The sequence below is a fragment of the Chryseobacterium indologenes genome (genome assembly GCA_016025055.1).
Taxonomy (GTDB): Bacteria; Bacteroidota; Bacteroidia; order Flavobacteriales; family Weeksellaceae; genus Chryseobacterium; species Chryseobacterium indologenes.
Genome location: CP065590.1, coordinates 1,509,521 through 1,535,225, shown reverse-complemented (window position 1 = coordinate 1,535,225; position 25,705 = coordinate 1,509,521). Strand labels below are relative to the sequence as shown.

Below are 25,705 nucleotides of genomic sequence, written 5' to 3'. Positions count from 1 at the left end.
GGTTTGTCTTTACTTTTTAGGTGGAAGAGTGGGTGCGGTCTCACCTCCAGTATCTTCTCCTAATTCAACAGATGCATGTACTGTTACCGGAGCCGGATTGTTATCTGTTGTTGTATTCGCGTTATTATTTGGGAATGCTAAACCTAATAGCATTAATATAAACTGGATCATTTCCTTACAATTTAAAATTTGAGCATTTCTGTAGTTGCCAGTGAAACCGATCACAGGTAGAGCTACACGAGTAAAAAATTTGAAGCGCTTCTAAATTTTTGGGAAGTGAACCTTCAAAAACGGAGGAGAAACATCTGCTTCCCAACCCGGAGTTTTCCTCCGTTTTATCAGGTGATTATAAAATCAGTTTTGTAAATTTGTTTTTGTAATGTTTTGTTTATCACTGATTTTCTTATGACAAAGATGCGACAAGATGTGACGCATTAGTTAGACAAAGGATAGACATCGATAGACAGAAAATGGACAGGGATTGTATTACGGTAATCCGTAATGTGGTATGAGTGAGAATCATCTATTTTGTAAATACTCAAAAAACGATATATGTCCAAGAAAAAACTACTAATTCATGAGGTGTTCAATAAGGCAAGGGAGGATTCTCAAAGGGATACTAAGAATGGCCTTTCGTCTTATTTATGGCTTTATTTTAAAGAAGATTTAGGCTTTGATATCAACGATAAGAGTTTTGGGAGATATTATGACGCTTTTATTAAAGATCAAGGGGATATTAATATTCAACCTGATAGGCTGAATGTAATGAGCCGTTATCTTGGTTATAAAGACTTTGCCGAGTTTTCACGAACTTTTGTCAAGAAGGAAGATGATAGTAATAAAACAACGGTTAAAATAACTGTTGATGAAGATGAGGAGTCTATATCAGAAAAGTTTTCAAAGTTGATTATTAATATTACGAATGAACAACATTTTAAAATGCCCGAATTTATTAAACAAAATGGCTTGGGGATTATGGAAATTACTTTTCTTATATGCCTTGTCACAGGGAATGTTCTTTTTTCCAATAATAAAAAGGTTAATCATAATCAGTATTCTGCTTTAAGCTTTATGTCTGAGATGAAACCTAATATTGAAAAGAAATATATGTATTGGAATGGCGAGAGATATATTGCTACAGATAGTAGCTACATTAATCCGGGGATTGATATTGTAGCCATGAATGAACATAAATTTCAATACTTTAAAAAGATTATGAGAAAAGATACCTTGACTGATTTAAATGCAGTGGGAAAAACATGGTATTCAAAGTATAATAATGAAGTAGAATTTTTTACAGACGATGGAATAGATCCTGATAATGGAAGAGAATTGAGAAAATCAACCTCTCTTATTATCTTTAAATATGCTGGCAAACAGAAAGACACGATAGAGCTTGAATGATGTTTTCGCTCATTACTTTTTTTCAAACCTTCAGCCATAAAAAAAGCGAAGATTTCTCTCCGCTCCGTATTATTCTGCATTCAGCATTCCCATTTCTCCGTAATGCTTTTTGAATTTCTGAATTTTTGGTCCCACGACAGCGCTGCAATAAGGCTGTGTAGGATTTTCATTATAGTATCCCTGATGATATTGTTCTGCAGGCCAGAATTTGTCGAACTTTGTTAATTCTGTCACATAAGTTCCTGCCCATCTTCCTGATTCCTGAGAAACTTTAATGGCTTCTTCGGCCTTTACCTTTTCTGCATCGTCTTTATAATAAATAACGGAACGGTATTGGGTTCCGATATCATTCCCCTGTCTGTTGAGCTGAGTAGGATCGTGAAGAAAGAAAAACACATCCATCAGCTGTTCATAAGAAATAACTGCCGGATCATAAGTGATCTGTACTACTTCTGCATGGCCGGTTTCACCGGTGCATACTTCCTGATACGTGGGATTGTCCTTATGCCCTCCGGAATATCCTGAGATGGCTGATTGTACACCTTTCAACATATTGAAACAGCTTTCTACGCACCAGAAACAACCGCCTCCGAAAGTGATTTGCTCTAAATTATTGTTATCCATTTTTAGTAATTATTCTATTTAATGATCTTTTCTTCCACCTAAAGATGTTTCGGAAAAGCCTATCAAAAATATGAAAAAAGTTTTCATTTCAGCATAATTTTAAAAGCTTAGCTTCAATTGCTCTGATAGATGGGACGAATGATTTCTCAGTAGAAATTCTGCGAATCTGCGGGAAATAAAAAAGCACCCTCAAAGGATGCTTCATATTATTTACAGAGATATTCAGTTATTTTTTCCAAACTAAGGCACTTGCTCCTAAAATAGCAGCATCGGCTTCGTTAAGCTCACTGAATACCAGTTTTACTTTGTTTCTGAATATAGGAAGTAGATTTCTTTCCATATGAAGTTTTGCAGGCTTTAAAATAAAGTCTCCGGCTTTGATCACTCCTCCGAATAAAAGGATTGCTTCCGGTGAAGAGAACATGACAAAATTCGCTAATGCCTCTCCAAGTTTTTGTCCGGTATATCTGAAGACTTCAATGGCGATAGGATCTTCTTTCATAGCGCATTCATAGACCGTTTTAGAATTTATGGCGTCTTCAGGATACTGATTCAGCATAGATTCTGGGAACTCGGCTCTCATTTTTTTTGCCGTAATTGTAATTCCTGTTGCAGAGGCGTACGCTTCAAGACTCCCTTCAGAGCCGGTACTCCAGTGTTTTCTTCCACCGGGCTTTACAATCGTATGTCCCAGTTCTCCTGCAAAACCGTCATGTCCGTAGATTAAGTTTCCATTGGCAATAATTCCGCTTCCCACGCCTGTTCCCAAGGTAATCATGATAAAATCTTTCATTCCTCTTGCTGCACCGAAAAGCATTTCTCCTAGAGCAGCCGCGTTGGCATCATTGGTTACCGTACAAGGTAAATTGAATTTAGCTTTCATCAGCTCTGCAAAAGGAATAACACCTTTCCAGGGCAGATTAGGAGCCAGCTCTATTGTTCCCTTGTAATAGTTGGCATTGGGAGCACCTACTCCGATTCCGTCGAAGTGTTTTTCAGTACCGTGTTTTTCCATTAAAGGAGACACATGTTCATATAAAGCATCGATGAAATCTTCAATTTTTTCGTATGCATCGGTTTTCAGGTTTCCCTTATCCAGAACTTCTCCGCGATGGTTTACGATTCCGAATTTGGTATTGGTACCACCGATGTCAACTCCCAGGGCAACTTGTTTTGATAAATCTATTAACGACATTTCTATGATTAAATTCTAGGCTCTAAAATTATAAAAAAGATTGTATTAATAGATGCTCAACCCAATATAATTTAATATTTTAAGCAGTTTTTATCACTTTTTTCTTTTTTCTGCCCCACCAGATCATAAATCCGGTTACCGGAAGTGAAGCACAGATAAGACTCACAATAAAAGCAATGATCTTTGTCGGAAGGCCTAAAATAGCTCCCACGTGAATATCATAATTGGCATTTACTACTTTTTCACCAAAGTTTTTGTCTTTAGGATCGTGAGTGTGGAGAAGCTCACCTGAATTTTCATCAAAAATAAGGCTGCTGCTTTTATGATAAGAGTAAGACAAATGTTTTACATAGACCTCAAAGTTCGGATGTTCGTGATCATCCATATGCTCATGTCCAAGATCTATTGCAAAGCCGTATGAATCCGGATATTTTTCTTTTACCGTATTAATAATTTTGTCTAACGTACCTTCTGTTCTCAGTTCGATAGGGGCTTTGGTCTTAATGTGAGAGAAATCCGGGTATTTTGTTTCTCCACCCGAAAAAATCACATAGATCATTGCCTGTACTACAAAGAAAGCATAAAACAGCCCGGTGATAGAGAAGATTAAAGCGAAAACAGAGGCGTAAAAGCCTAATACATTATGAAGGTCATAGTTTTTTCTTTTCCAGCTTTTGATATTTTTCCATTTGAAGGCAAAACGCTGTTTCCTTGCTGCCTTATTTTTAGGCCACCATAAGATAATTCCGCTGATCAGCATAATGATGAAAATAATAACAGGAATTCCTACCACATAAGTTCCCCAGTCCTGCTTCAGAAGGAAGCTCCAGTGGATCATTTTTACGATATTAAAGAATCCGTTTTTCTCATCGTAGACTCTCAGTACTTTTCCTGTATAAGGGTTTACATAAGCTTGTTTATAGACCGGAAACTCCTCAAAGTAGTTCCATCCTTTGGTATTATGCTCATACCAGAAGAACATATACGACATTTTCCTGTCAACAGGAATATTGACCCAGTGAATAGGATATTTTTCTTTGACCTGCTCTGCAACAGCTTTTTCCATCACACGGATAGGAAGGATCTGCTTTTGTTCAATATTTTGCTCGTTGTGGTAAATGACATCTTTGCGGGTAAAGTTTTCTACCTCATCTTTAAAGACATACAGCGCACCGGTAATGGAAATGATAAAGATTAAAAAACCGATTCCCAACCCAAACCATAAATGTAGTTTGGCAGACCATTTCTTAAAAAATCCCGGCTTATTTTTATGATGATGCTTTTTCCTCATGTCAGTCGTAAAGTACTGCAAAGATAAACTTTACTTTTTATTTAGATTAATTAAAATTTATATTCAATCATAAAGGTTCCTCTCATACCCAATGAATTGACGAATTCATTGTCTCTGGCAGTCCACCATGCAATAGCAGGCTGGTATTTTTTATTGAATACATTCTCAACTCCCAGAGACAATCTCCAGTTGGTAGTTACTTCGTAACTTGATTTGAAATTGAAGACGGTATATTCAGGGACATATCCTTCACCATAGGCATATAGCCCTGTTTTGGAGTTTGGATCAAACCTGTTTTGAGTGAATGAATGAAGCATATCCACTCCTACAGATAAAGCCGGAATGGGCTTTGCCTGAACATAAGCCAGCACTTTTGGCGCAGAAATCCTACTATTATTGATCTTCGTGGAATAGTCTCCGTCATCTTTTACAGATGTAATTCCTTCCATCCAGCTGTAGCTTCCTCCGAACTGGACCCATTTTACAGGACTAAAGTGTAGGAAACCTTCCACACCGTATACTATTTCCGGAGATCTCTGGATCATCAGGGCTCTGTCCGGGCTTTGTACAAATGAAGCTCCTAATTTTGATGTACTTACATAAGAAGTCAACTCATAAGTAAGCCAGCTGGAAAGCTGTCCTGTTGCTCCCAATTCGTAATTATTGACAATGATAGGTTTGGTTTCAAGGTTTTTTATCGTTTCCGAATTTGAGGTTCTTAAAATTCTTCCGAGTTCATTGATAGAATAGGCCTGTGAGAAGCTTGCAAAAAGATTGATATAAGGCTCAATATTGTAACGCAATCCGATGTTTCCTACCAAAGCATTGTAGTTAAGTTTTCCTCCTGCTACAGGAATACTTTTGGTAAAAGTTCCATCAGTTTTAAGGACAGAAAGGGTGTTGAAGTCATCTACATTAACTTTAATGTTTTCATAACGGACTCCTGCTTTAATCGTTAGTTTTTTGAACAGATCAATTTTAGCTAACAGGAACGGAGCAATATTCGTCATGCTCATATTAGGGGTCCAGAATCTTCCGTCTTCCAGTTTTTGTACGGTTTCATCATTCAGAATATCGGCACCGTAGATAATCTCTCCCTGAGAGTTGGCAGAATTCCATAGCTGGGTGTCAAAATTGAATCTCGCGCCGGCTTTTTTAGAGATCACATTAGATTGGCCACCATTGAAAAACGTGTCGCTGTATCCGTAAACGGTTTTAAAATCCTGATAATAAAGATTAATATTCAATGACGTTCCTGCAAACAGGTTTTTATTGTCATAGCTCAGTCTGATATTATGGTTTTTCGGAGTTCCCTGTGGTGTTGTTTCCAGTCCTTTTCCCAACCCTTCACCAATTGTAGGCTTGCTTCCATATTTTCCGGTACTTAGACCTAAATTAAGATCAGATCTTGAAGAATAGCCAATATAGGAAGCTTCAATTCTCTGGTTATCATTAATGGTATATCCCAATTTCAAAAGTCCGTTGTAATTGTCCATTTTAGCAGTGCTGTAAGTAGGACTCAGATAAACACCGTCGGCATCTTTCATATACCCTGTTCTTTCATAGGCCAATGAAAGGGTATAGTCAAATTTGTTGACTTTTCCGGAGAGAAGCTGGCTGGCTCTTATTCCGAGAGTACCTCCGTAAGGCTGTCCTGTAAAGCCGATCTGTGATATTCCGGAAATCTTCCTGTCTGTTTTATTTCTTTTTGTAATGTAATTGATAATTCCACCATCTGCTCCGTTTCCGTAGATAGAAGAAGCTCCTTTAATCACTTCAACTCTTTCAATTGCAGAAGGGTCAATGGATCTTAAATCTCTGGCTCCGTTTCTTAGCGGCGTAGACTGGGGAATCCCGTCAATCAAGACCAGTACCTGGCGACCTCTTAAGGTCTGTCCGGTATTTGAAGTTTGCCCGGAATTCGTTCCTAAACTGGGAACGGTATACTGCAGGATGCTTGTAATATCTGAATTGACCGTCAGCTGAGACTGAATCTGCTTTTCTCCTACCACGGTGATGGAGCTGGGAACTTCTTTAATGTTCTCTTTTTTTCTGGATGCAGTCATCACCACCTCATCCACATTGTTTGTCTGTAAAGAATCTTTGACTTGCGCAAAAGCCATTGTTGTTCCTAAACAGGCAGCTGATAAAATCGCTTTTTTCATTATATTTTCTTTCCTTGTTTTTTTCTTTTTCCCCACCAGACCAGAAATCCGGTAATGGGGAGTGAGGTGCAGACTAGGCCTGCGATGAACCAAATGATTTTTCCAAACAGTCCGAAATAAGATCCGGTATGGATGTCGTAATTGGCATTTGAGTACTTCTCTGCAGTATTGAGTTTGTGATGAGGTTTATTGTTGAGTAGTTTTCCCGAATATTTATCGAAGGTAAGCAGGTTTCTTTCACTAAACCTTCCATCCTTTCCATACACGGTAACGGGAAGGTTTTTGAGCTCCTTTCCTTTTTTATTTTTGCCGTTTAAAGTGATCCTGAAACTGGATGATCCTGAGTATAGCTTTTCTGCCTGCATCGCTGCTATATCAAAAACCGCATCTTTCCTGACTACCAAAGAATCCAGGGATTTGATTTCCTTATCTTTTGGAAGTTCCCAGGAACCTGAAAGTGCGAGGTTAAAAGTGTTCTTTACATAGGGATAAGCGAAGTAAATTCCAGTAACACACATGATTAACGCAATAAAAGAGGCATAAAATCCTAAGATATTGTGAAGGTCATAGTTTTTACGCTTCCAGTTTTTTACATTTTCCCAGTTGAACCAGAATCTTCCTTTGCGGGCGTTTTTATTTTTAGGCCACCATAAAATGATTCCTGTGATCAGCATGATGATAAACAATACGGTAGGAATTCCTGTGATGTACGGTCCCCACTCAGAATTGAATAAAAGTCCCCAGTGGATATATTTAAGGATATTAAATACATCATATTTTTCATTGTAAATGGCAAGAATTTCTCCGGTATACTGATTGACATACACCTGCTTGTTGATGAGAACCTGCTGGAAATAATTCCATCCCTTTTTACTCTTTTCATAGTAAAGGAAACGATAGGATTTATTTTTATCCAGAGAGATCTCAACTGAGCTTATCGGATATTGTTCATTAAGTTCCAGACTTACTTTCTCACGAAGAAGATTGATCGATAAAGGTTTTAAATTGACCTCATTTTGCTTTACATAAATAGCATCTTTCCGAAGACTATTTTGTACTTCATCCTTAAAAATGTACAAAGTCCCTGAAAGAGAGATAATGAAAATAATGATACCAACCGATAAACCAAACCACAAATGCAGTTTGGCAGACCATTTCTTTGTAGCAGAAACTTTCTTTTTATGGTGATGCTTTTTTCTCATAGCAAAAAGTTAACCCCAATTGGGGGTTAACCTTTATATAGTGTTAAAATTTGTATCCGATTGATAATCTCCAGTTGCGCGGCGCGTTGTAGATCCAAGCATATTCACCTGCATCGCCTCTATAACCACTGTAAAGCTTTTTGTTAAGGACATTGTTTAGCAGTAGGTTCACATCAAATTTTTTGGCTACGTAGGAAATTCCGAAATTGGTGTCAAAATAGTCCGGAAGGCGTTGATCCTTTTTCGCATTGACCCCAAACCATGATTGTCTTCCTCCCTGATACTGATATCCTGCTGAGATTCCAAAACCTTTCATAATGCCATTTTCGAATCTATAGCTGATCCATGTATTTTGAACATTTTTAGCATTTCCGGGAGATTGAACTCCTATATTGGCAGGTTCTGTATCTTTAATTGTTTTAGCATCAGTATAGGCGTAGTTGATGATAATATTCAGTCCTTTTACAATTTCTCCTTTGATATCAGTTTCAAAACCTCTTGCTCTCTGTTCCCCTGAAGCAATCTGAAAAGGAACTCCTCCGTTTTGTTCTTTAGGTCCTGCAACAAGAATATTTTGTCTTCTGATTTCGTAAACGGCAAAAGTAGAGTTCCATTTCCCTCCGAACCAGTCTTTCTTCAATCCGAATTCAATATTCTGCCCTTTGAAAGGATCTGTAATTGAAGTAGAATTGATTCCTGTTCCGGATTGTGGCACGAAGGTTTTGTCATAAATACCGTAAACAGAGAAATCGTCCATGATTGAATAACTAATTCCTACTCGTGGTGTAAATTCTCCTGCCTTATTTCTTGGAACAACATTTCCTGGCGAATAATAGGGATACCCTGCATAAGTAGTACCACTGGTGTATCTTCCTGCTAATGTTAATCTTACTTTGTTGTTAAACATTTCAATCTGATCCTGAGCATAATATGAAGTATATTTTACACCTTCATCATCATAAAAAGGAGCAGAAGGGTTTAGCGTATAAAAGTCAGAAGAAGGTAGTTTTGTAGGATCTACACCATAATTCACATTATAAATATCGATAGGGAATGGGCCACCTGCAAAAGATGAAAAGTCAGCATTGTATTTTCTGTCTCCGTAATCAAATCCTGCAATAATTTTATGAACAATATTCCCCGTATTAAGTGTTCCTCTTACATAAGTCTGGAAAATGTGGTTTTTTCCTTTTGCTTGCCAGTTACTTACTGTTCTGTTTAAAATATTTTTATTGTTTGAATCAAATGTTCCCCACCATGAACCACCGTCATAATTCAGATCCATATAAGCGTACTGTGTGCTCCACACCCAATCTTTGAATAATTTCTGATCTAAGCTTAAAAATAAGCTCTGATCTTTTACTTCAGTTTGTTTAAAGTTGGGATCATTAAAGTTTGTATGTACATTTAGTGAAGCATATCCATCGTTAGACATCAGATAAGCTCCGGGTTGATTGAATTTTAAATACTGATAGTTATATTGTGCCGTAAAGGTAGTTGATTTTGTTGGTCTGAAAGTGATGGATGGTGCAACAATAATTTTGCTTGTCTTATCATTTTCTACCCAGGATTTATTAGAACTCCCCATTAAGTTGATGCGGTAATCTAAAACCCCGTCTTTAACAAGAACTCCGTCTAAATCAGCTTCTCCTCTGAAAAGGTTATAGCTTCCTGTGGTAAATCTTACGCTATTGGCAAACTTTCCGGTTGGTTTTTTCGTTACAACATTATAAAATCCTGCTGGATCACCCATTGAACCCATGAAACCTGCTGGTCCTTTTACAAATTCAATCCTGTCAATGATAGCTGCATCAGGATTAATGGGTCCCCATGTTGAAGAAACATTCATTCCGTTCATGAAGGTAGCGATCCCTGCTCCTCTCATAAATACATTTGAGTATACATTGTCCCAGTGTTCAACTTTTCTGGCACCACTTACGTTTCGGACAATTCCTTCGGACATGTTCAATGTGATTTGATCAGCAAGAACCTGAGAACTTACAGACTGTACATTCTGTGGAAGTTCAAGAATAGGAGTCTGGATTCTTAGTGAACCGGAAACTTCATTAAGTTTATATTTTTGGTAGTATCTTCCGTTGACAACAACTTCTTCAATATTATTAGATTTAATGGTGTCTTTTTCCTGTGCGAGCGTTAACATCGAAGTTAATACTGCTGCTCCAATCGTCAGTTTTTTCATTGTTTTATAAGGGTGAGAAATAATTTATTTTATTGTAACAGTTTAGAATTTATAAGTGAAAGTTCCTACGGCGTTAATTAACCTTTGTGGATTGGCTGTGGTATATCCGATCCAGTAATGTTGATTGGTAAAGTTGTCTACTTTTACCCCAATTCTGAATTTTTTAGCATCATAATAAGCACTGGCATTAAGGACAACGTAAGAAGGCAAAGTAAATACTTCGTTTGTTTGGTCTGTTGTATTGAAGTTATTGACAATTTTATTTTCACTGGCATAATTTCCTCCAATTCCGAATCCTAAACCTTTCAGTTTGCCATCTAAAAATTGATAGCTGGCGTAAAGATTTGCAAGATAAGGTGAACCTGCAGTATTTGGTCTTCTATTGAGCACAGACTCATCAGATTGAGTGTATTTTGAATCATTGTAGCTGAATCCGGCAATAGCGGTAAAACCTTTTAGTAAATATGCATTGATTTCCAACTCGACACCACGGCTTATAATAGTTCCGTCCTGTACCTGAGCTCGTGGGTCTGCAGCGCCAATTGCATTTCTCAAAACATCTTTTACTTTGATGTTGTAATAGCTGAATGTAGAAGATACTTTACCATTAAATAGGTTGGTTTTGATTCCTCCTTCCATTTGGTTGGCCTGTTCCGGAACAGGCGTTACAGTTGCTCCTGAAGCGTTCAGATAATAATTAAGGTTCTTAAAACTGTTTTGATAATTTCCAAAAACAGAAACCTTGTCTTTTATAAGCTCATAAACAATACCTACTTTTGGAGAGAAAAATGTCTGGTCAAGTTTTTTATTTTCCCCTGAACTCTCCGGTTTATTGGTGAAATTATCCACTCTTAAGGCCATGAGTACATTAAGATTGTCGGTAATATTGAGCACGTTTGAAAGGTATACAGCGTAGTTTTCCTGAATTCCTTTTATTAAATAGGGAGATTCCTTTCCGGCTAAAGCATTGTATTGAGACTGAAGACTTGTCCCATTAAAATTTGTATAATCAAAACCAGGCTGATGTAAAGGAACAGGGATTGAGTTTCCTTTTTCATCCTTATCAAAGCCATTCACATCGTAGAAGTTCTGATTGTTATTTACCCTCAAATAATCGAAACCTAAAACAACTCTGTTTCTTAAATTTCCGATTTTGAAATCGCCATTAAAGTTTTGTTGAAAATTGAGAGATCTTTTTCTACTATCTCTCGTAGATTGGTCACTTCTATACATATTGTCTGCACTATCGCCCATAAAATATAAATAAGGCATAAATCCGTTAGAATAGCTGGACGATGTACTGAAATTCGTATTTGAAGTTATTGAATTTGAAATTTTATAATTTACCTGTCCAAAGAAGTTAATACTTCTTCCTGTATTGGTAAGGTCTTTTCCCAGATATGAATTTCTATAATCGAGGTTAAGATCTTTGATGCTATTTACTTTTTGGAGGTATTTACCTGAGTAGAAGAAAAAGGTCTGGTCAGTCATATTCTTCATCTGAAACAGCTCCATGTCAAGGTTGATGCTTAATCGGTCATTAGGTTTATAGCTTAAACTAGGAGCAATGGCAAGATTTCTTCTGAATCCTTCTGATTGGAAAGTACCTTCATTCGTATAAGCTGAGTTTAAACGGAATAAGAGCTTTTTGTCCTGGGTAAGGGGAGTGTTGATATCCACTGCGGCTCTGTATGTATTATAGCTGCCACCGGCAAGGCTGATATTTCCTCCAAATTTTTCGTAAGGTTTTTTAGTAACTCTATTGATTACTCCTCCGTAACTTGACAATAAACTTCCGAATAATGTTCCTGACGGACCTTTCAGCACCTCTACTTTTTCAAGGTTTATGGCATCAATAGTTCCAGTTACAGCGCCCAGTACTCCGTTTCGCAAAGAATTTGCTGATACAAAACCTCTTAAACTTACATAGGCTCCTCCATCACCTGCTCTTCCATTTGAAGTCCACATCGGTTGTAATCCCGGGATGTTTTTTAGAGCATCATCTACGGTATAAAGTCCCTGATTTTCTAAAATGACTTTATCAATACTTGAATATACTTGCGGATTTTCAATAGCCTTTAGCGGCATCTTGTTTGAATATTCACTATCTTTTTTGATATAGGTATTAATCAGTACTACTTCATCAATGCTTTTGGTGTTGGCTGAATCATTTTTCTGGGCAAAAGTTACCATAGAACCTAACATTGAGGCACAGATCAGTACATTTTTCATGAAAGTCAAATTTTATGCAAATATATTATTTTTAAATATTCTAAATAAATAATAATATTGACATTTATCATAAAATTATGATACAATACATAATAAAAAACCGTTCCGGCTAATGCCAGAACGGTTTTCGTATCATATTGTTAATTATTTCTTATGCAGGAATTTCTCCTTTGTATAAGAAAGAAATAATTTCTTTATTCAATTTATCGATCATTTCACTGAATAAGTGGAAAGATTCCTGTTTGTAAATTACCAACGGATCTTTCTGCTCGTACACTGCACCCTGAGATGATCTTCTTAAGTCATCCATTTCACGAAGATGAAGTTTCCAGTTCTCATCGATAATCGATAGCGTGATATTCTTTTCAAAGTCATTTACCAGGCTTTCACACTGAGTTTCATAAGCTTCTTTAAGGTCAGCTACGATGGTCATTGTCTTATGTCCGTCGGTGAAAGGAACCTGGATCATTTTGAACATTGAACCCTGATTCTGATAGACATTCTCAATGATTGGGAATGATTTCTCTTTCAGTAAGTTCAGTTTCATCTGATAATCTTCCTGAGCAGCTTTGAATAAGATATTCGTTAAATCCTGAATGTTTTTATTATTAAAATCATTTTGAGAAACCGGAGATTCCATTGTAAATGTTTTAATGATTTCGTATTCAAAATCTTTATAATTTCCGCTTGCCTTTCCTTTCGCAACGATAGAATTAGCCACATCAAAAATCATATTGGTAATATCATACTTCAGGTGATCTCCGAAAAGGGCGTTCTTTCTTCTCTTATAGATAACGTCACGCTGTTTGTTCATTACGTCATCATATTCAAGAAGTCTCTTTCTTGTTCCGAAGTTGTTCTCTTCTACTTTTTTCTGAGCTCTTTCAATAGATTTGCTGATCATCGAATGCTGAATTACTTCACCTTCTTTGTGACCCATTCTGTCCATCATTTTAGCGATTCTTTCCGAACCGAACAAACGCATCAGGTTATCTTCAAGAGATACATAGAACTGAGAACTTCCCGGATCTCCCTGACGACCGGCTCTACCTCTTAACTGTCTGTCAACACGTCTTGAGTCGTGTCTTTCAGTACCGATGATGGCTAGACCTCCTGCATCTTTTACTTCTTTTGAAAGCTTAATGTCGGTACCACGACCAGCCATGTTCGTTGCAATTGTTACAACTCCCGGCTGTCCTGCACCAGCCACGATTTCCGCTTCTTTTTTGTGAAGTTTCGCGTTCAGTACCTGGTGTGGAATTTTTCTTAATTGAAGCGCCTTTGAAAGCAACTGAGAAATTTCAACTGACGTTGTTCCTACCAATACAGGTCTTCCTGCGGCAGTTAATTTTTCAACCTCTTCAATTACGGCGTTATATTTTTCTCTGTTGGTCTTATAAACCAAATCTTGTTTGTCATGTCTTAAGATAGGACGGTTGGTCGGAATCACTACAACATCTAATTTGTAGATCTCCCAAAGTTCACCAGCCTCTGTCTCAGCAGTACCGGTCATTCCCGCAAGCTTGTTGTACATACGGAAGTAATTCTGAAGCGTAATTGTTGCAAAAGTCTGGGTAGCGGCCTCAATTTTCACATTTTCTTTCGCTTCGATCGCCTGGTGAAGACCGTCAGAATAACGACGTCCCTCCATGATACGACCTGTCTGCTCATCAACGATTTTTACTTCACCATCAATTACTACATATTCATCATCTTTTTCAAATAATGTGTAGGCTTTCAATAGCTGGCTCATCGTATGAACACGTTCTGATTTTTCAGCAAAATCACTGAAAAGTCTTTCTTTTGCTTCGAATTCTTCTTCTTTAGAAAGGTTTTTAGCCTCTACTTCAGCGATTTCAGTTCCGATATCCGGAAGAACGAAGAAGTTCGGGTCAGAGTTACCCTGAGACATATATTCAACTCCTTTATCAGTAAGGTCAACCTGGTTGTTTTTCTCCTCGATAACGAAATAAAGATCTTTATCTACGATCGGCATATCACGGTTGTTGTCCTGCATATATTGCGCTTCAACTTTCTGAAGCAATGCTCTGTTTCCGCTTTCCGATAAGAATTTGATTAATTGTCTGTTTTTAGGAAGACCTCTGTAGGCCTGAAGTAATTTGAAACCGCCTTCTTTAGTATTTCCGGCAGCAATTAATTTTTTAGCTTCATTGAAGATGGCAGAAACTGTCTTTTTCTGAACATCGACAATTCTGTCGATAGACGGCTTCAGAACATCAAACTCCTGTCTGTCTCCCTGAGGAACCGGACCGGAAATAATCAATGGTGTTCTTGCATCATCTACCAATACGGAGTCTACCTCATCCACGATCGCAAAGTTCAATTCTCTTTGTACCAGTTCTGAAGGTGAAGTGACCATGTTGTCTCTCAGATAATCGAAACCGAATTCGTTGTTTGTTCCGTAGGTAATATCTGAGTTGTATGCTTTTCTTCTTCCGTCTGAGTTAGGCTGGTGGTTATCAATACAATCGATTGACATCCCGTGGAACTGATACAATGGTCCCATCCAAGCCGAGTCTCTTTTAGCAAGATAGTCATTCACGGTTACAACGTGAACTCCTCTTTCCGGAAGTGAATTTAAGTAAATAGGTAATGTTCCTACCAAAGTTTTACCTTCACCCGTTGCCATTTCGGCAATTTTACCGCTGTGAAGAATAATACCTCCGATAAACTGAACATCATAGTGGACCATATCCCAAACTACTGGAGTTCCGGCAGCATCCCATGAGTTTTTCCAAACAGCTTGGTCTCCCTGAATTTCAACGAAATCTTTCCCGGCAGCAGCCAGTTCTCTATCCCAGTCACTTGCTGTTACACGGATTTCTCCATTCTGTGCCCATCTTCTTGCGGTTTCCTTGATCAATGCAAAGGCTTCCGGAAGAACCTGAAGGAGCACTTTTTCTTCAATTTCGTATGATTCCTTCTTTAAAGACTCAATTTTTGAGAAAAGAGCCTCTTTCTCGTCAACGTTTGTTGAATTTTTTATCTGCTCTTTAATCTGTTCTATTTGAGCTGTGATCTTGCTGGTTGCAGATTTTATATTCTCTTTAAACTCAGCAGTTTTTTGTCTCAAACCATCATCCGACAATTGTTGGATGTTTGGTTCTACAGCTTTGATTTTTGTTACAACTTTTTTTACTTCTTTTAGGTCCTGCGCTTTTTTGTCTCCCAAAAACCCTTTAAGAACTTTGTTTAAAAAACTCATAAATTTTTTGCTTTATGCTTAATGCAAGATGCTTTAAGCGTTTTAAATGACACGCTTATCGTGTAAGTTAATATATAAAAAGGGCAAAAAAGCTCTAAGCGTGCGGCCTAAAGCTTATCGCTTTATTAATATTCGTCCTCGTTCCAAAGGAAATCTTCGTCTGTCGGGTAGTCACTCCAAACTTCCTCAATCGATTCATAAATCTCTCCTTCATCTTCAATTGCCTGAAGGTTTTCTACTACTTCCATAGGTGCACCAGTTCTGATTGCGTAGTCAATAAGCTCTGCTTTTGTCATTGGCCAAGGTGCGTCACTTAGATAGGATGCTAATTCTAATGTCCAGTACATAATTTTCTAATTTTTTGCAAAAGTATAAAAATAGGTTGTATAATAAACTTTTTTATACTTGATTTTCAATTCTTTTTATAATTTTTTCTTGTAAATGTCTGTCATCAACTGCATGGCAGCACTGTCAGTAATTTACTTATTGTCGTTTTCTCAAAAACCATTCCACAAATTTTTTTATGCCATTTTGGAAGTCTGTGTCTGGTTTGTACCCTATTAATGTCTTTGCTTTTGTGATATCGGCATTGGTTTTTGTGACATCACCCGGTTGCATTGGCAGATTTTTTTTGGTGGCAGTTATTTGTAATGCATTTTCGATGGTGGCGACCATCTCAGATAAAGTAACGACCTCATTTTCTCCTAAATTAAGGATTTCATAGACCTGAGTGTGATTCTCCAGATAGGTAACAGATTTTAGAATTCCGTCAATGATGTCATCAATATAAGTGTAATCTCTGGCAGTATTTCCGTCACCATAAAAAGGAATTTCCTGTCGGTCTGAGATCAGTTTCGTAAACTTGTGTATGGCAAGGTCCGGGCGCTGTCTGGGTCCGTAAACGGTAAAAAATCTAAGCTGAATCATATCAATACCATAGAGTTGATGGTAGACGTGTCCTAAAATTTCTCCACATTTTTTAGTAGCGGCATAAGGCGAAATAGGATTGTCTACATTGTCAGTCTCTGCAAAAGGAGTTTTTTCATTATTTCCGTAAACGCTTGACGAAGAGGCACAAATGAATTTTTTAATACCATATTCTTTGCACAGTTCCCAAAGATTCATCGTACCACGAACATTTACTTCTTCGTATTCCAAGGGGCTTTCAATAGACGGACGTACACCTGCCAATGCGGCAAGGTGGATGATCATATCAATGGAGTGGTGCTTAAAAATGTTCTCAAGTCCTTTTTTATCCCTGATATCCTGATAATAAAGAGAATATTGAGCAGATTGAGTGAGGGAAATTAAACGCTGGATATCAGCCACTTTATCAGAAAACTCAAAATCCGAATTTTTATCAATTGACTCTAAAGTATTTTTAATTTTTATCTGATACCCGTAGAAATCATCAAAATTGTCAATGTTTATGACAGAATGTCCATTTCTTAATAATTGTTCAATCAAATGGGAACCGATAAAACCGCTGCCGCCTGTTACAAGATAAATCATCTGTGGTTTTTTATGAATACAAAAATATAAATTTTACTATTTGAAAAATATAATCATTAAATTTACTTAAAAAAGTAATATAAATATAATATGCAGTTTCAAGGGCAAATTTTAAAAATGACGAGCTATGATGCAAAACCGGTTCAATACTATCTCAATCTTTCAGGGGACCTGATCCATTTGAATGAGCTGTTTGGAAAGGAATTAAGCATAAAACATGTAGGGTTTCAATGTGTAAACTGTGGGGAAGATAAGCCTGTTTACAGAATGGGTTTTTGTAAGAATTGTTTTTTTGAAAGTCCTTATGCAAGTGATACAATTATTCGTCCTGAGCTCTCTACAGCGCATCTGGGAGTAGCGGAACGTGACCTTGAAGTGGAAAAAGAAATTCAGCTTCAGCCTCATACGGTTTATCTTGCCTATACAGGAGATGTGAAAGTGGGCGTTACAAGAAATACCCAGATTCCCACAAGATGGATCGATCAGGGTGCTACGTTTGCCTTGCCTATTGCCAGAACAGAAAATCGTTACGAAGCCGGAATGATAGAAGTTGCCTTAAAAGACCATCTTCCCGACAAAACCAATTGGAGAAAAATGCTTCAGGATGATTTTGAAGGAGAAATTGATCTTGCTGATTTCAGACAGAAAATTAAAGAATACTTTCCGGAAGACTTTCAAAAGTTCTACAGTGAAGGAGAAGAACTATGGATGTTTGATTATCCTTTTGAAAAACCGGAAAAAGTTTCATCATTTACTTTAGATAAAAAGCCGGAGTTTACAGGAAGACTTACGGGGATTAAAGGGCAGTACCTGGGATTTGAAGGAGGAAATTTTATTAATGTCAGAGGGCATGAGGGATATGTAATTGAATTGGGAATAAAAAATTAATCCTTCACCTGTAGTAAACCAAATCACAATATGAAAAAATGGGTAAAAAGACTGTTAATTAGTTTCGGCGTTATGGCTGGGCTTGTTCTGGTTGTAAATTTCGGACTGAATATCTGGCTTAAAACCCAACTTCCTGATTACATCAAAAACAAAACCGATTATAAGGTTTCTTATAAAACACTGGATGTGGATCTTGGAACAGGAAATATCCTTGCTACAGGCATTTCTGTGAATAATAAGGATCCGCAAAATACCAATGTTATTGGCCTGCAAGGAACTATTGATACCTTAAAAATAAGTCGATTTGATATTTATGACGCGATCTTTAACAAGACGATAAGTTCTTCAGATCTGCTGTTGTCAAAACCTAACCTTAATGTAATTCTGGCCAAACCGATTGACCAGAAAACAGGTAAGAAAAGAAATCCTGTTTTATTTGATAATATAAGGATTAATGATGGATCTGTTACGATTTTCAGGCATACCAAACAAAAGTTTTTATCCGTAAGACAACTGGATTTATTTGTAGAAAATCTGCAAATGACGGAAGAATCTGTTGAAGATAAACTGCCGGTGGTTTTTGATCGCTACAGCATCAAAGGGCAACACTTCTTTTTCGTCCGGACAATGTGTATGCCATTACGATTAACTCAATGAATACAGCCAACGGACAAATGTCTATGAATCAGTTCAGGTTGATTCCGCTTTTGTCCTTTGCTCAGTTTAAAAAATATTATCCGAAGAAAACTCAATTATTTGAATTCACCATTCCCAAAATGGATTTCAAAGATGTGGTTCTTCATAAAAATAAAGTTTCTCTGGCGAACGCTGATTTTCAAAATCCTGTCCTTACCGTTTATAAGACAGGAGTAAAGGCACAAAAAAGCGAGAAAAAATCCAACTTTGAAGTTAATTTAGAAAAAATTAAACTTAATAATGCGGTCATTCAGATTAATAAACCGGATGGAAACAAACTCTTGTCTGCCGGAAATCTGAATTTGAATATCAATACTTTATTGTTTAATAAAGAAACTTCGGAGCAGATGATTCCGGTCGGATATAAAGATTTTACTTTTTCAGGGAAGAATATCGAGTATTCTGACCATCAGAATGTACATATAAGAAGTATTGCCTTACAGCCTGCCGGCGGAGAGATCAACGATATTTCATTCTCACCCGGTGTTATTTCTGAAGGAAAAACCATAATGGATATGAAAACCAGTCATATTGCTTTTCATATCAATAAACTTGCTTTTGTCGATAAAAAACTGGTGCTGGACGTCAAGGATGTTCTTGTTGAAAATGTTAATGGAACGGTAAAAGCCGGGGATCATAAATCCACTAAAAAAAAGGGTCCGGGATTCATCCATTCAATGATTATCCGGAAAGTTTCTTTGAAAAATTCCAATATTACCTATAATAAAGGAAAGCAGCCTTTATCTTTTCGTGACCTGAATGCCACTGTAAATGACATTAAACTGGCGCCTGATCCTCATAATCAGGGATTATCCTTTGAGGTGAAGGATTATTTCCTGACCACCAGAAACTTTGCCTATAAGACTCAATTTTATAATCTTAGCCTTGGTCTTTTAAAGCTGAATAAAAATAAAATTCAGATTAATAATTTTGCCATGAAACCTCTCGTTTCGAGAGCTCAGTTTATCAAAATGATACCTGTTGAAAGGGATCTGTATGATCTGAAGGCTGGTCAGATAACAGCGGAGGGAGTGTGGGATCTTTTTTCTAAAAATAAGTCTGTGAATGCATCCCATGTCACCATCCAATCTGCGGACGCCAATATTTTCAGAAGTAAAATCCCTAAAGATGATCCAAAAATAAAAGCTTTGTACTCAAAGATGCTGCGGTCCATTAAAATTCCGATGACTGTATCGAATATGGATATTAAAAATTCGGTGTTGGTTTACGAAGAAGATACCCCGGAAAGTATGGGTCCCGGGAAGCTGATATTCAGTAATTTCAATATGAATGTACAAAATCTGAATTCTGCGAAAGAAAAAGGAAAACCAACAAAGGTTGATATTAAAATCAACTGCTCATTTATGAATTTGGCTCCATTATCCGTGAACTGGAATTTTGATGTGGCAGATCATAGGGATGCTTTTAGTATTTCCGGAAAAACACAGAATCTTCCTGCCAGTGGCATCAATCCGTTTATCAGGCCTTACCTTCATGTTACTGCTACAGCGGGAACCATTCAGGAGATGCTTTTCAATTTTAAAGGAAATCCTGCAGGATTGAATGGAACATTTAATTTGAAGCATAAAGATTTAAAAATTGCGGTTTTAAATAAAGAAAATCATGAGAAGAAAGGATTTTTGACCGCCGTTGCCAATATTTTCCTGAAATCAGATTCGGGGCGTTTCCCGGAATCGGTTACCGTGGAGAACGTGGAGCGTGATCCTACAAAGTCATTCTTTAATCTTTTCTGGAAAGGAATTGAACAAGGGTTAAAGAAAACGTTAATCGGTAAAAATGTAGAAAAGACAGAACAACAAGTAAAGAACGCCGTTTCCTCCGTGAAAGAAATGAAGCAATCTGTGAAAGAAGTAAAACAGGAAATCAAAAATAAGACACAGTCTAAACAGAAAGAACCCAAAATGAAAAGAAGGGATTTCTGAAAGGGATTTTCAAAAAGAAAGAAAATTCTGAAGCAGAATAATCTTTTAAACCATCAGGATGCGATTGCTATCCATAAGTTTGGTCAATAGCGGGAAACTAAAATTTAATTTTAATTAAAACAACCTTAATGGTTTAAAAAATTAATATTGAATAGGGTGGAATTAAAAATTAAATTCGTCACTTTCCAAAATAGGAATCTTTCTTAAAAATTCATCAAATTCCTGTCCCGGATAATTGCTGTCTGCTCCATAAGAATCGATGATCATCCCACGGTTTCCTGCATCGTCTTTTACTACATATAATACAGCATTATCATCAGGATTGCTGTCTCCTTCAAAGCGGTAGGTTTTTAAAATGGTAAGTTCAGAAGGCTGGTAAATTTTTTCAGAGTTTTCAAACTTCATTTCACAATTGTCGTTCATCCTGAATTCCCTGTGAATTCCTCTTTCAGAAAGTGTTTTCATTACCTGGCTTAAGGTGGTCATTCTGTCGATGTTTTCTGGATTTTCCATAATAATATTTTTCTTTATTAGTACAATAATTAAACCATTACATTTCTAAATATAAGAAAAATAACGGATTATAATTTTCTTAAAAATAAACTTTAATGTTAACAAAATTTATAATCGGCAAAAGCAAAATAGGTATGCTTTTTGCAATGGTATCAATAATAAATCAAAGAAAATATGAAAAAAGAAGTTGGAGTTTTACTGGCAGGAGGAGTTGGTCTTTTGGCAGTATTAAGTTTAATTAGTATCAAGAAAATATTGACAAAAAAGATAAAAAATACAGTGATACCTACGCGGATTATCACAGACACTTTGATGAAAAAGGCCACGACGAAGAATTTCACGGAGTGGAACTATACGCAGTGAAGTAGTAAAAAAATATATTTAATTATGTTTAAATCCGGCACTTTTGAAAGTGTTGGATTTTTTTTTTGGGAAAACTTTAGTGTTAAAAATCATTACTTTATGAAAAAAGCATTATAATTTTACATCAGAATGTCAAACGAAAATTTCATAAAAGGTCAGGGAGCTCAGCGAAACGTTATCAACCGTTTCGACAGGTATACCTATGAACCTGATGATGAAGATTTCGAAACCATAAAGACTTCTTTCACAGAAGTTTTTCCTAAAACAATTGTCAATCAGGTAAAGAGTGCAGATCTTCCGATGGAGTATTCTATGAATCCTTATCAGGGATGTGAACATGGTTGTGCTTATTGCTTTGCAAGACCTACTCATGAGTATTGGGGCTATAGTGCAGGAATTGATTTTGAAAGAAAAATCATGGTTAAAAAGAATGCTCCGGAGCTGCTGGAAAAATTTTTTCAAAAAAGAGGATATCAGGCTGCTCCCATTTTACTTTCCGGAAATACAGATTGCTATCAGCCTGCTGAAAGACAATTTGAAATTACCCGGAAACTTCTGCAGGTATGTCTTGAGTACAGGCATCCCGTGAATGTTCTGACAAAGAACGCTCTTGTACTGAGGGATATTGATATTTTGAAACCGATGGCAGAACAGAACCTGGTTTCTGTTTCATTAAGTATTCCGACAATTAATGAAGAGTTGAGAAGAAAAATGGAACCAAGAACCAGTTCGGCGGCTAATAAATTGAAGGCCATAGAAGTACTTTCTGAAAATAATATTCCCGTTCATGTCATGGTTGCCCCTATTATTCCGGGGTTGAATAGTGACGAGCCGCTTACTATATTAAAAGCTATTTCTGATGCCGGAGCGCAGGGATTTGGATATACTTTAGTAAGGTTAAATGAAACCGTGGAACCAGTATTTGTCAAATGGATTGAAGCACATTTTCCTGACCGTGCCCGGAAAGTTTTGAACTTGATACGTTCCATGCGGGGAGGGAAACTTGGAGACAAAAGGTATTTCGAGAGACAAAAAGGCGAAGGGAATATTGCAGAAATGATTCATACAACTTTTAAAGTCGGCAGGAAAAAATTTTTTGAAGGAAAGGAATTTCCCAAACTTTCGACGTCTAATTTTACAGGAAGCAAGGACCAGCAATTAAGGCTGTTTGATTAATTGTCAAAAAATAAGCATCTATATAAATAAATGCTTACTTCTTATCGTTTAGTTTCAAGTCTACTAGTACTCAGGAATGATGTTTCATAGCTTTTAATTTAATTTTCTAGCGAGGAGAACATTGAGGAAGAAAGTACCCTGCCAGTTACTTGCTGAAGAATCAACCCTTCCTACTGATACTGTAAGTCTGGTTCTGCCGGCTGTTCCATTATTGGCTAATGCGACAACATTAGCTGTATAAATATCCGGAAATCCTGAATTGTTTCCGGCAGTTAACTGAGGATATAAATTATTGATGTTGAAAGGTGTGCCCTGATACTCATATACGATCGTCATTCTTGCCGTCTGATTTGTTGTAGAGTTTACGGATGACTTCGAAATAACCCACCAATTATCACTGTCATATCCTGTATTGGAATGGTTTGTAAAATCTGCAGTGTATTGATTATGTGGTGGTATTCTCAGCTGTGCTCCGTACAAATCCACATTTGTGGGTCTTATGGATTGCCATAAACCAGGTGCAGGAAGGGACGTAGTATCAAAATAGTAAAAACCCGGAGCTGTTATATTGACAGCGGATCCGGCAGCTGTTCCGGTTGTCACATTATTGACAAAGATTAAAGTGGAAAATGGAGTTGATGTGGTGGTATTATCTCCCATCGCCTGAGCCCGTGCTCTGTCTACATTGGGAATGATAAGCCCGTCTTTTACTTGTGGGGTTGCTGTTCCTGTTGGAATTTTTGCGATGATGTCTAACGTAGTTCTGGGTGAAGTAGTACTAATCCCTACTTGGGCGCTAATTGTCAAGAAATTAAACACAATAATCCCTGCTGTGAATCGAAATGTTCTTTTCATAATAATTGTTTTTTTTGTTGGTTTCTTAACAAATATATGATTAATTGTGAAGAGAATGTTGGATATAATTGATTTTATGATGTGTTTTTTTTTTGATTTAATTTGTACTCAATTATTGATTTTTTAATATAAATCGATTATTTTTTTATAGAATGAGATTAACTCTGATCATAAAAAACCCGCTCTTACAAAGAACGGGTCTTGTTTCAAAATTGAGATTATTTTAATAAATAATGGGTTGTTCTCCGTCAGGGCAAATAAATTCAACCCTGCATAATTCCCGGTATTGAATACCATCACTGCATACATAAAAACATTCTCCCGGGTATGGATAGCTTATTCCTCCGGAAATTTCCTTTAGCTTGTTTTTGTTTAACTTTTTTAGATTTTTCATATTTTTTTAATTTGAGATGTCTTAAAGATACTGAAAAAAATAAGTGATTGTATACCAGCTGTATATTGGAAATAAATAACGGCCATCTTAAAAGGGAAAGCATCAAAAAGACCGTTTTATAGGAAACGGTCTTTTTTTATTACATTTTGATACTCAATCTTACATATCGTTGTTTGTCACCGGACATTTAAAATCATCACTACAGCTTGCACAAATCACAGTGCCATTGCAATAGTACATGCAGAATTCAGGTTCAGGAAGATGAGCTCCTCCAGATATTCCTTTTAATTGGTCTTTTCTAAGTTTTTTTAAATTTTTCATATGGTTTTAATTAAAAATTTGATAGTAAATCAAAATTAAATAAAATATTTTTAATTAAATAAAATAAGGTATGAAAAAAAATAAATTTATTCAAAAAAAAATAACACTGGTGTATTTTTTACTGTAAATATTTGAATAATAGATAAATAAGTTCTAATTTTAGAAAAAAGCGAGATCCGAAAAGCTTATAGAGTAGGAAAAACTAAAATTTCAAAAACTATGAAAAATTTCAAAAAACTTTCCAGAGAGGAACAAAAAAGTATGGTTGCGGGTGATATAGGGCCTGCCTACTGTTTTGATGGTGAGGTGCCGGGGACCGGTGGTTGTGCTGCAGGATACATTTGTTCAGGCGGCCAATGTGTACCTTATATAAATCCAGGCGGCGGCGATGGCCCGGGCGGTGGCGGAGGTGATATTTACACCTGTATTTGTCCGTGGGGAACTTTTACCCAGTCTACTCCCTGTCCTGAATTTTATTGTATAACAGGCTAGAAAAATAATAGTCAGTAATTGAAATTACTGACTATTACTATGATTATATTTTAATTAATCCCAGCTCTACAAGTCTTTCATGTAAGAACTCTCCTGCTGTGGTATCTTCATACAATTTTGGATTGTTTTCATCCACACAGTTGTCGAGAGCATTTAAAGACATTCCGCTCACCGGGTGCATAAAGAAGGGAATTGAGTATCTTGAAGTACTCCACATTTCTCTTGGTGGGTTTACAACCCTGTGAATAGTGGATTTCAATTTGTTGTTGGTATGTCTTGATAACATATCTCCAACGTTGATCATCAATTCATCCGGCTCTGCAATAGCATCGATCCATTCACCCTTGTGATTCTGAACCTGAAGACCTTTACCTTGAGCTCCCATAAGCAGGGTAATAAGGTTGATGTCTCCGTGTGCTGCTGCTCGTACCGCATCATCCGGCTCTTCAGTGATTGGAGGATAATGAATAGGTCTTAAGATAGAATTTCCTTCTGCGATCTTGTCATCAAAATAAAACTCATCTAAGCCAAGGTGAAGGGCTAAAGCTCTTAAAACATACTGTCCTGTCTTTTCAAGCATCTGGAAAGCTTCTTTACCTACTTCGTTGAATTTCGGAAGTTCATCAACGATTACATTGTCAGGGTACTCTTTTTTGTATTTTGAATCGTCAGACACATATTGTCCGAAATGCCAAAATTCTTTTAAGTCTCCTTTTTTGAAACCTTTTGCAGTTTCTTTACCAAATCCTACATACCCTCTCTGACCGCCTATTCCGGGAATTTCATACTTCTTTTTCGTTTCCACTGGCAGCTCAAAAAAGTTTTTTACCTCTCCATACAAATCATCTACAAGGTTGTCATCAAGAAAGTGGCCTTTTAAGGCAACAAAACCAATTTCTTCATAAGCTTTTCCGATTTCATTTACAAATTTCTGTTTGCGTTCCGGGTTGCCCGAAAGGAAATCACGCAGGTCTACACTAGGTATTTTATCCATTTTTAGAAATTTACGAACA

The 25,705-nt window shown here is 36.9% G+C and carries 20 protein-coding genes and 2 pseudogenes; 6 read left to right on the top strand and 16 right to left on the bottom strand.

The window, feature by feature from the left end; genetic code table 11:
* Positions 1 to 9: 9 nt before the first annotated feature.
* Complete coding sequence (locus H3Z85_06820) at positions 10 to 171, bottom strand: hypothetical protein (protein ID QPQ53087.1); 162 nt, start codon at positions 169 to 171, stop codon at positions 10 to 12.
* 381 nt (positions 172 to 552) lie between these two features.
* On the opposite strand from H3Z85_06820, the gene H3Z85_06815 reads away from it, so the two are divergent.
* Entirely contained in the window at positions 553 to 1,404 is an 852-nt protein-coding gene (locus H3Z85_06815; protein ID QPQ53086.1) for a hypothetical protein, read from the top strand.
* A gap of 69 nt (positions 1,405 to 1,473) precedes the next feature.
* On the opposite strand, the gene msrA is transcribed toward H3Z85_06815, so the two are convergent.
* The 10 genes from msrA to H3Z85_06765 all read right to left on the bottom strand — a co-directional run bounded on the left by msrA (position 1,474) and on the right by H3Z85_06765 (position 17,051).
* The gene (msrA, locus tag H3Z85_06810; protein ID QPQ53085.1) at positions 1,474 to 2,028 is read right to left on the bottom strand and encodes a peptide-methionine (S)-S-oxide reductase MsrA; all 555 of its coding nucleotides are present in this window, start codon (positions 2,026 to 2,028) and stop codon (positions 1,474 to 1,476) included.
* Between the two features lie 226 nt (positions 2,029 to 2,254).
* Positions 2,255 to 3,223 (bottom strand): ROK family protein, encoded by a 969-nt coding sequence (locus tag H3Z85_06805; GenBank protein ID QPQ53084.1) that lies wholly within the window; start codon positions 3,221 to 3,223, stop codon positions 2,255 to 2,257.
* Positions 3,224 to 3,302: 79 nt separating this feature from the next.
* Positions 3,303 to 4,514 carry a PepSY domain-containing protein gene (locus tag H3Z85_06800; GenBank protein QPQ53849.1) on the bottom strand — a complete coding sequence of 404 codons (1,212 nt, stop codon included), beginning with the start codon at positions 4,512 to 4,514 and terminating at the stop codon, positions 3,303 to 3,305.
* A gap of 50 nt (positions 4,515 to 4,564) precedes the next feature.
* Positions 4,565 to 6,679 carry a TonB-dependent receptor gene (locus H3Z85_06795; GenBank protein QPQ53083.1) on the bottom strand — a complete coding sequence of 705 codons (2,115 nt, stop codon included), beginning with the start codon at positions 6,677 to 6,679 and terminating at the stop codon, positions 4,565 to 4,567.
* The gene (locus H3Z85_06790) at positions 6,679 to 7,881 is read right to left on the bottom strand and encodes a PepSY domain-containing protein (GenBank protein ID QPQ53082.1); all 1,203 of its coding nucleotides are present in this window, start codon (positions 7,879 to 7,881) and stop codon (positions 6,679 to 6,681) included. Before H3Z85_06790 ends, H3Z85_06795 begins: the two co-directional genes overlap by 1 nt.
* A gap of 43 nt (positions 7,882 to 7,924) precedes the next feature.
* Positions 7,925 to 10,081, bottom strand: coding sequence for a TonB-dependent siderophore receptor (locus tag H3Z85_06785; GenBank protein ID QPQ53081.1), 2,157 nt, complete (start codon positions 10,079 to 10,081; stop codon positions 7,925 to 7,927).
* Between the two features lie 42 nt (positions 10,082 to 10,123).
* Positions 10,124 to 12,313 carry a TonB-dependent receptor gene (locus tag H3Z85_06780; GenBank protein ID QPQ53080.1) on the bottom strand — a complete coding sequence of 730 codons (2,190 nt, stop codon included), beginning with the start codon at positions 12,311 to 12,313 and terminating at the stop codon, positions 10,124 to 10,126.
* A 151-nt stretch (positions 12,314 to 12,464) separates the two neighbouring features.
* On the bottom strand, positions 12,465 to 15,539 hold the full coding sequence (gene secA, locus H3Z85_06775) for a preprotein translocase subunit SecA (protein ID QPQ53079.1): 3,075 nt from the start codon (positions 15,537 to 15,539) through the stop codon (positions 12,465 to 12,467).
* Between the two features lie 125 nt (positions 15,540 to 15,664).
* A complete protein-coding gene (locus H3Z85_06770) occupies positions 15,665 to 15,886 on the bottom strand; it encodes a DUF2795 domain-containing protein (protein QPQ53078.1) in 222 nt (73 codons plus the stop codon).
* A 136-nt stretch (positions 15,887 to 16,022) separates the two neighbouring features.
* Positions 16,023 to 17,051 (bottom strand): GDP-mannose 4,6-dehydratase, encoded by a 1,029-nt coding sequence (locus tag H3Z85_06765; protein QPQ53077.1) that lies wholly within the window; start codon positions 17,049 to 17,051, stop codon positions 16,023 to 16,025.
* Positions 17,052 to 17,141: 90 nt separating this feature from the next.
* Between H3Z85_06765 and H3Z85_06760 the strand changes: the two genes are divergently transcribed.
* Positions 17,142 to 17,939 (top strand): DUF2797 domain-containing protein, encoded by a 798-nt coding sequence (locus H3Z85_06760; protein QPQ53076.1) that lies wholly within the window; start codon positions 17,142 to 17,144, stop codon positions 17,937 to 17,939.
* Positions 17,940 to 17,969: 30 nt separating this feature from the next.
* Positions 17,970 to 20,619 (top strand): annotated as a pseudogene (locus H3Z85_06755) (hypothetical protein).
* A 121-nt stretch (positions 20,620 to 20,740) separates the two neighbouring features.
* On the opposite strand, the gene H3Z85_06750 reads toward H3Z85_06755, so the two are convergent.
* Entirely contained in the window at positions 20,741 to 21,091 is a 351-nt protein-coding gene (locus tag H3Z85_06750; protein ID QPQ53075.1) for a hypothetical protein, read from the bottom strand.
* Between the two features lie 174 nt (positions 21,092 to 21,265).
* Between H3Z85_06750 and H3Z85_06745 the strand changes: the two are divergent.
* A pseudogene (locus tag H3Z85_06745) lies at positions 21,266 to 21,459 on the top strand (hypothetical protein).
* A gap of 124 nt (positions 21,460 to 21,583) precedes the next feature.
* Complete coding sequence (locus tag H3Z85_06740; GenBank protein QPQ53074.1) at positions 21,584 to 22,630, top strand: PA0069 family radical SAM protein; 1,047 nt, start codon at positions 21,584 to 21,586, stop codon at positions 22,628 to 22,630.
* Positions 22,631 to 22,723: 93 nt separating this feature from the next.
* Here the strand turns inward: H3Z85_06740 and H3Z85_06735 are convergent, their stop codons facing one another.
* From H3Z85_06735 to H3Z85_06725, 3 genes are all read right to left on the bottom strand, one after another.
* Positions 22,724 to 23,485 carry a hypothetical protein gene (locus tag H3Z85_06735; protein QPQ53073.1) on the bottom strand — a complete coding sequence of 254 codons (762 nt, stop codon included), beginning with the start codon at positions 23,483 to 23,485 and terminating at the stop codon, positions 22,724 to 22,726.
* Between the two features lie 223 nt (positions 23,486 to 23,708).
* Positions 23,709 to 23,879, bottom strand: coding sequence for a bacteriocin (locus H3Z85_06730; protein QPQ53072.1), 171 nt, complete (start codon positions 23,877 to 23,879; stop codon positions 23,709 to 23,711).
* Between the two features lie 159 nt (positions 23,880 to 24,038).
* Positions 24,039 to 24,200 carry a hypothetical protein gene (locus H3Z85_06725; protein QPQ53071.1) on the bottom strand — a complete coding sequence of 54 codons (162 nt, stop codon included), beginning with the start codon at positions 24,198 to 24,200 and terminating at the stop codon, positions 24,039 to 24,041.
* 219 nt (positions 24,201 to 24,419) lie between these two features.
* On the opposite strand from H3Z85_06725, the gene H3Z85_06720 reads away from it, so the two are divergent.
* Positions 24,420 to 24,692, top strand: coding sequence for a hypothetical protein (locus H3Z85_06720; protein ID QPQ53070.1), 273 nt, complete (start codon positions 24,420 to 24,422; stop codon positions 24,690 to 24,692).
* A gap of 43 nt (positions 24,693 to 24,735) precedes the next feature.
* Here the strand turns inward: H3Z85_06720 and H3Z85_06715 are convergent, their stop codons facing one another.
* Complete coding sequence (locus tag H3Z85_06715; GenBank protein ID QPQ53069.1) at positions 24,736 to 25,686, bottom strand: isopenicillin N synthase family oxygenase; 951 nt, start codon at positions 25,684 to 25,686, stop codon at positions 24,736 to 24,738.
* Between the last annotated feature and the right edge of the window lie 19 nt (positions 25,687 to 25,705).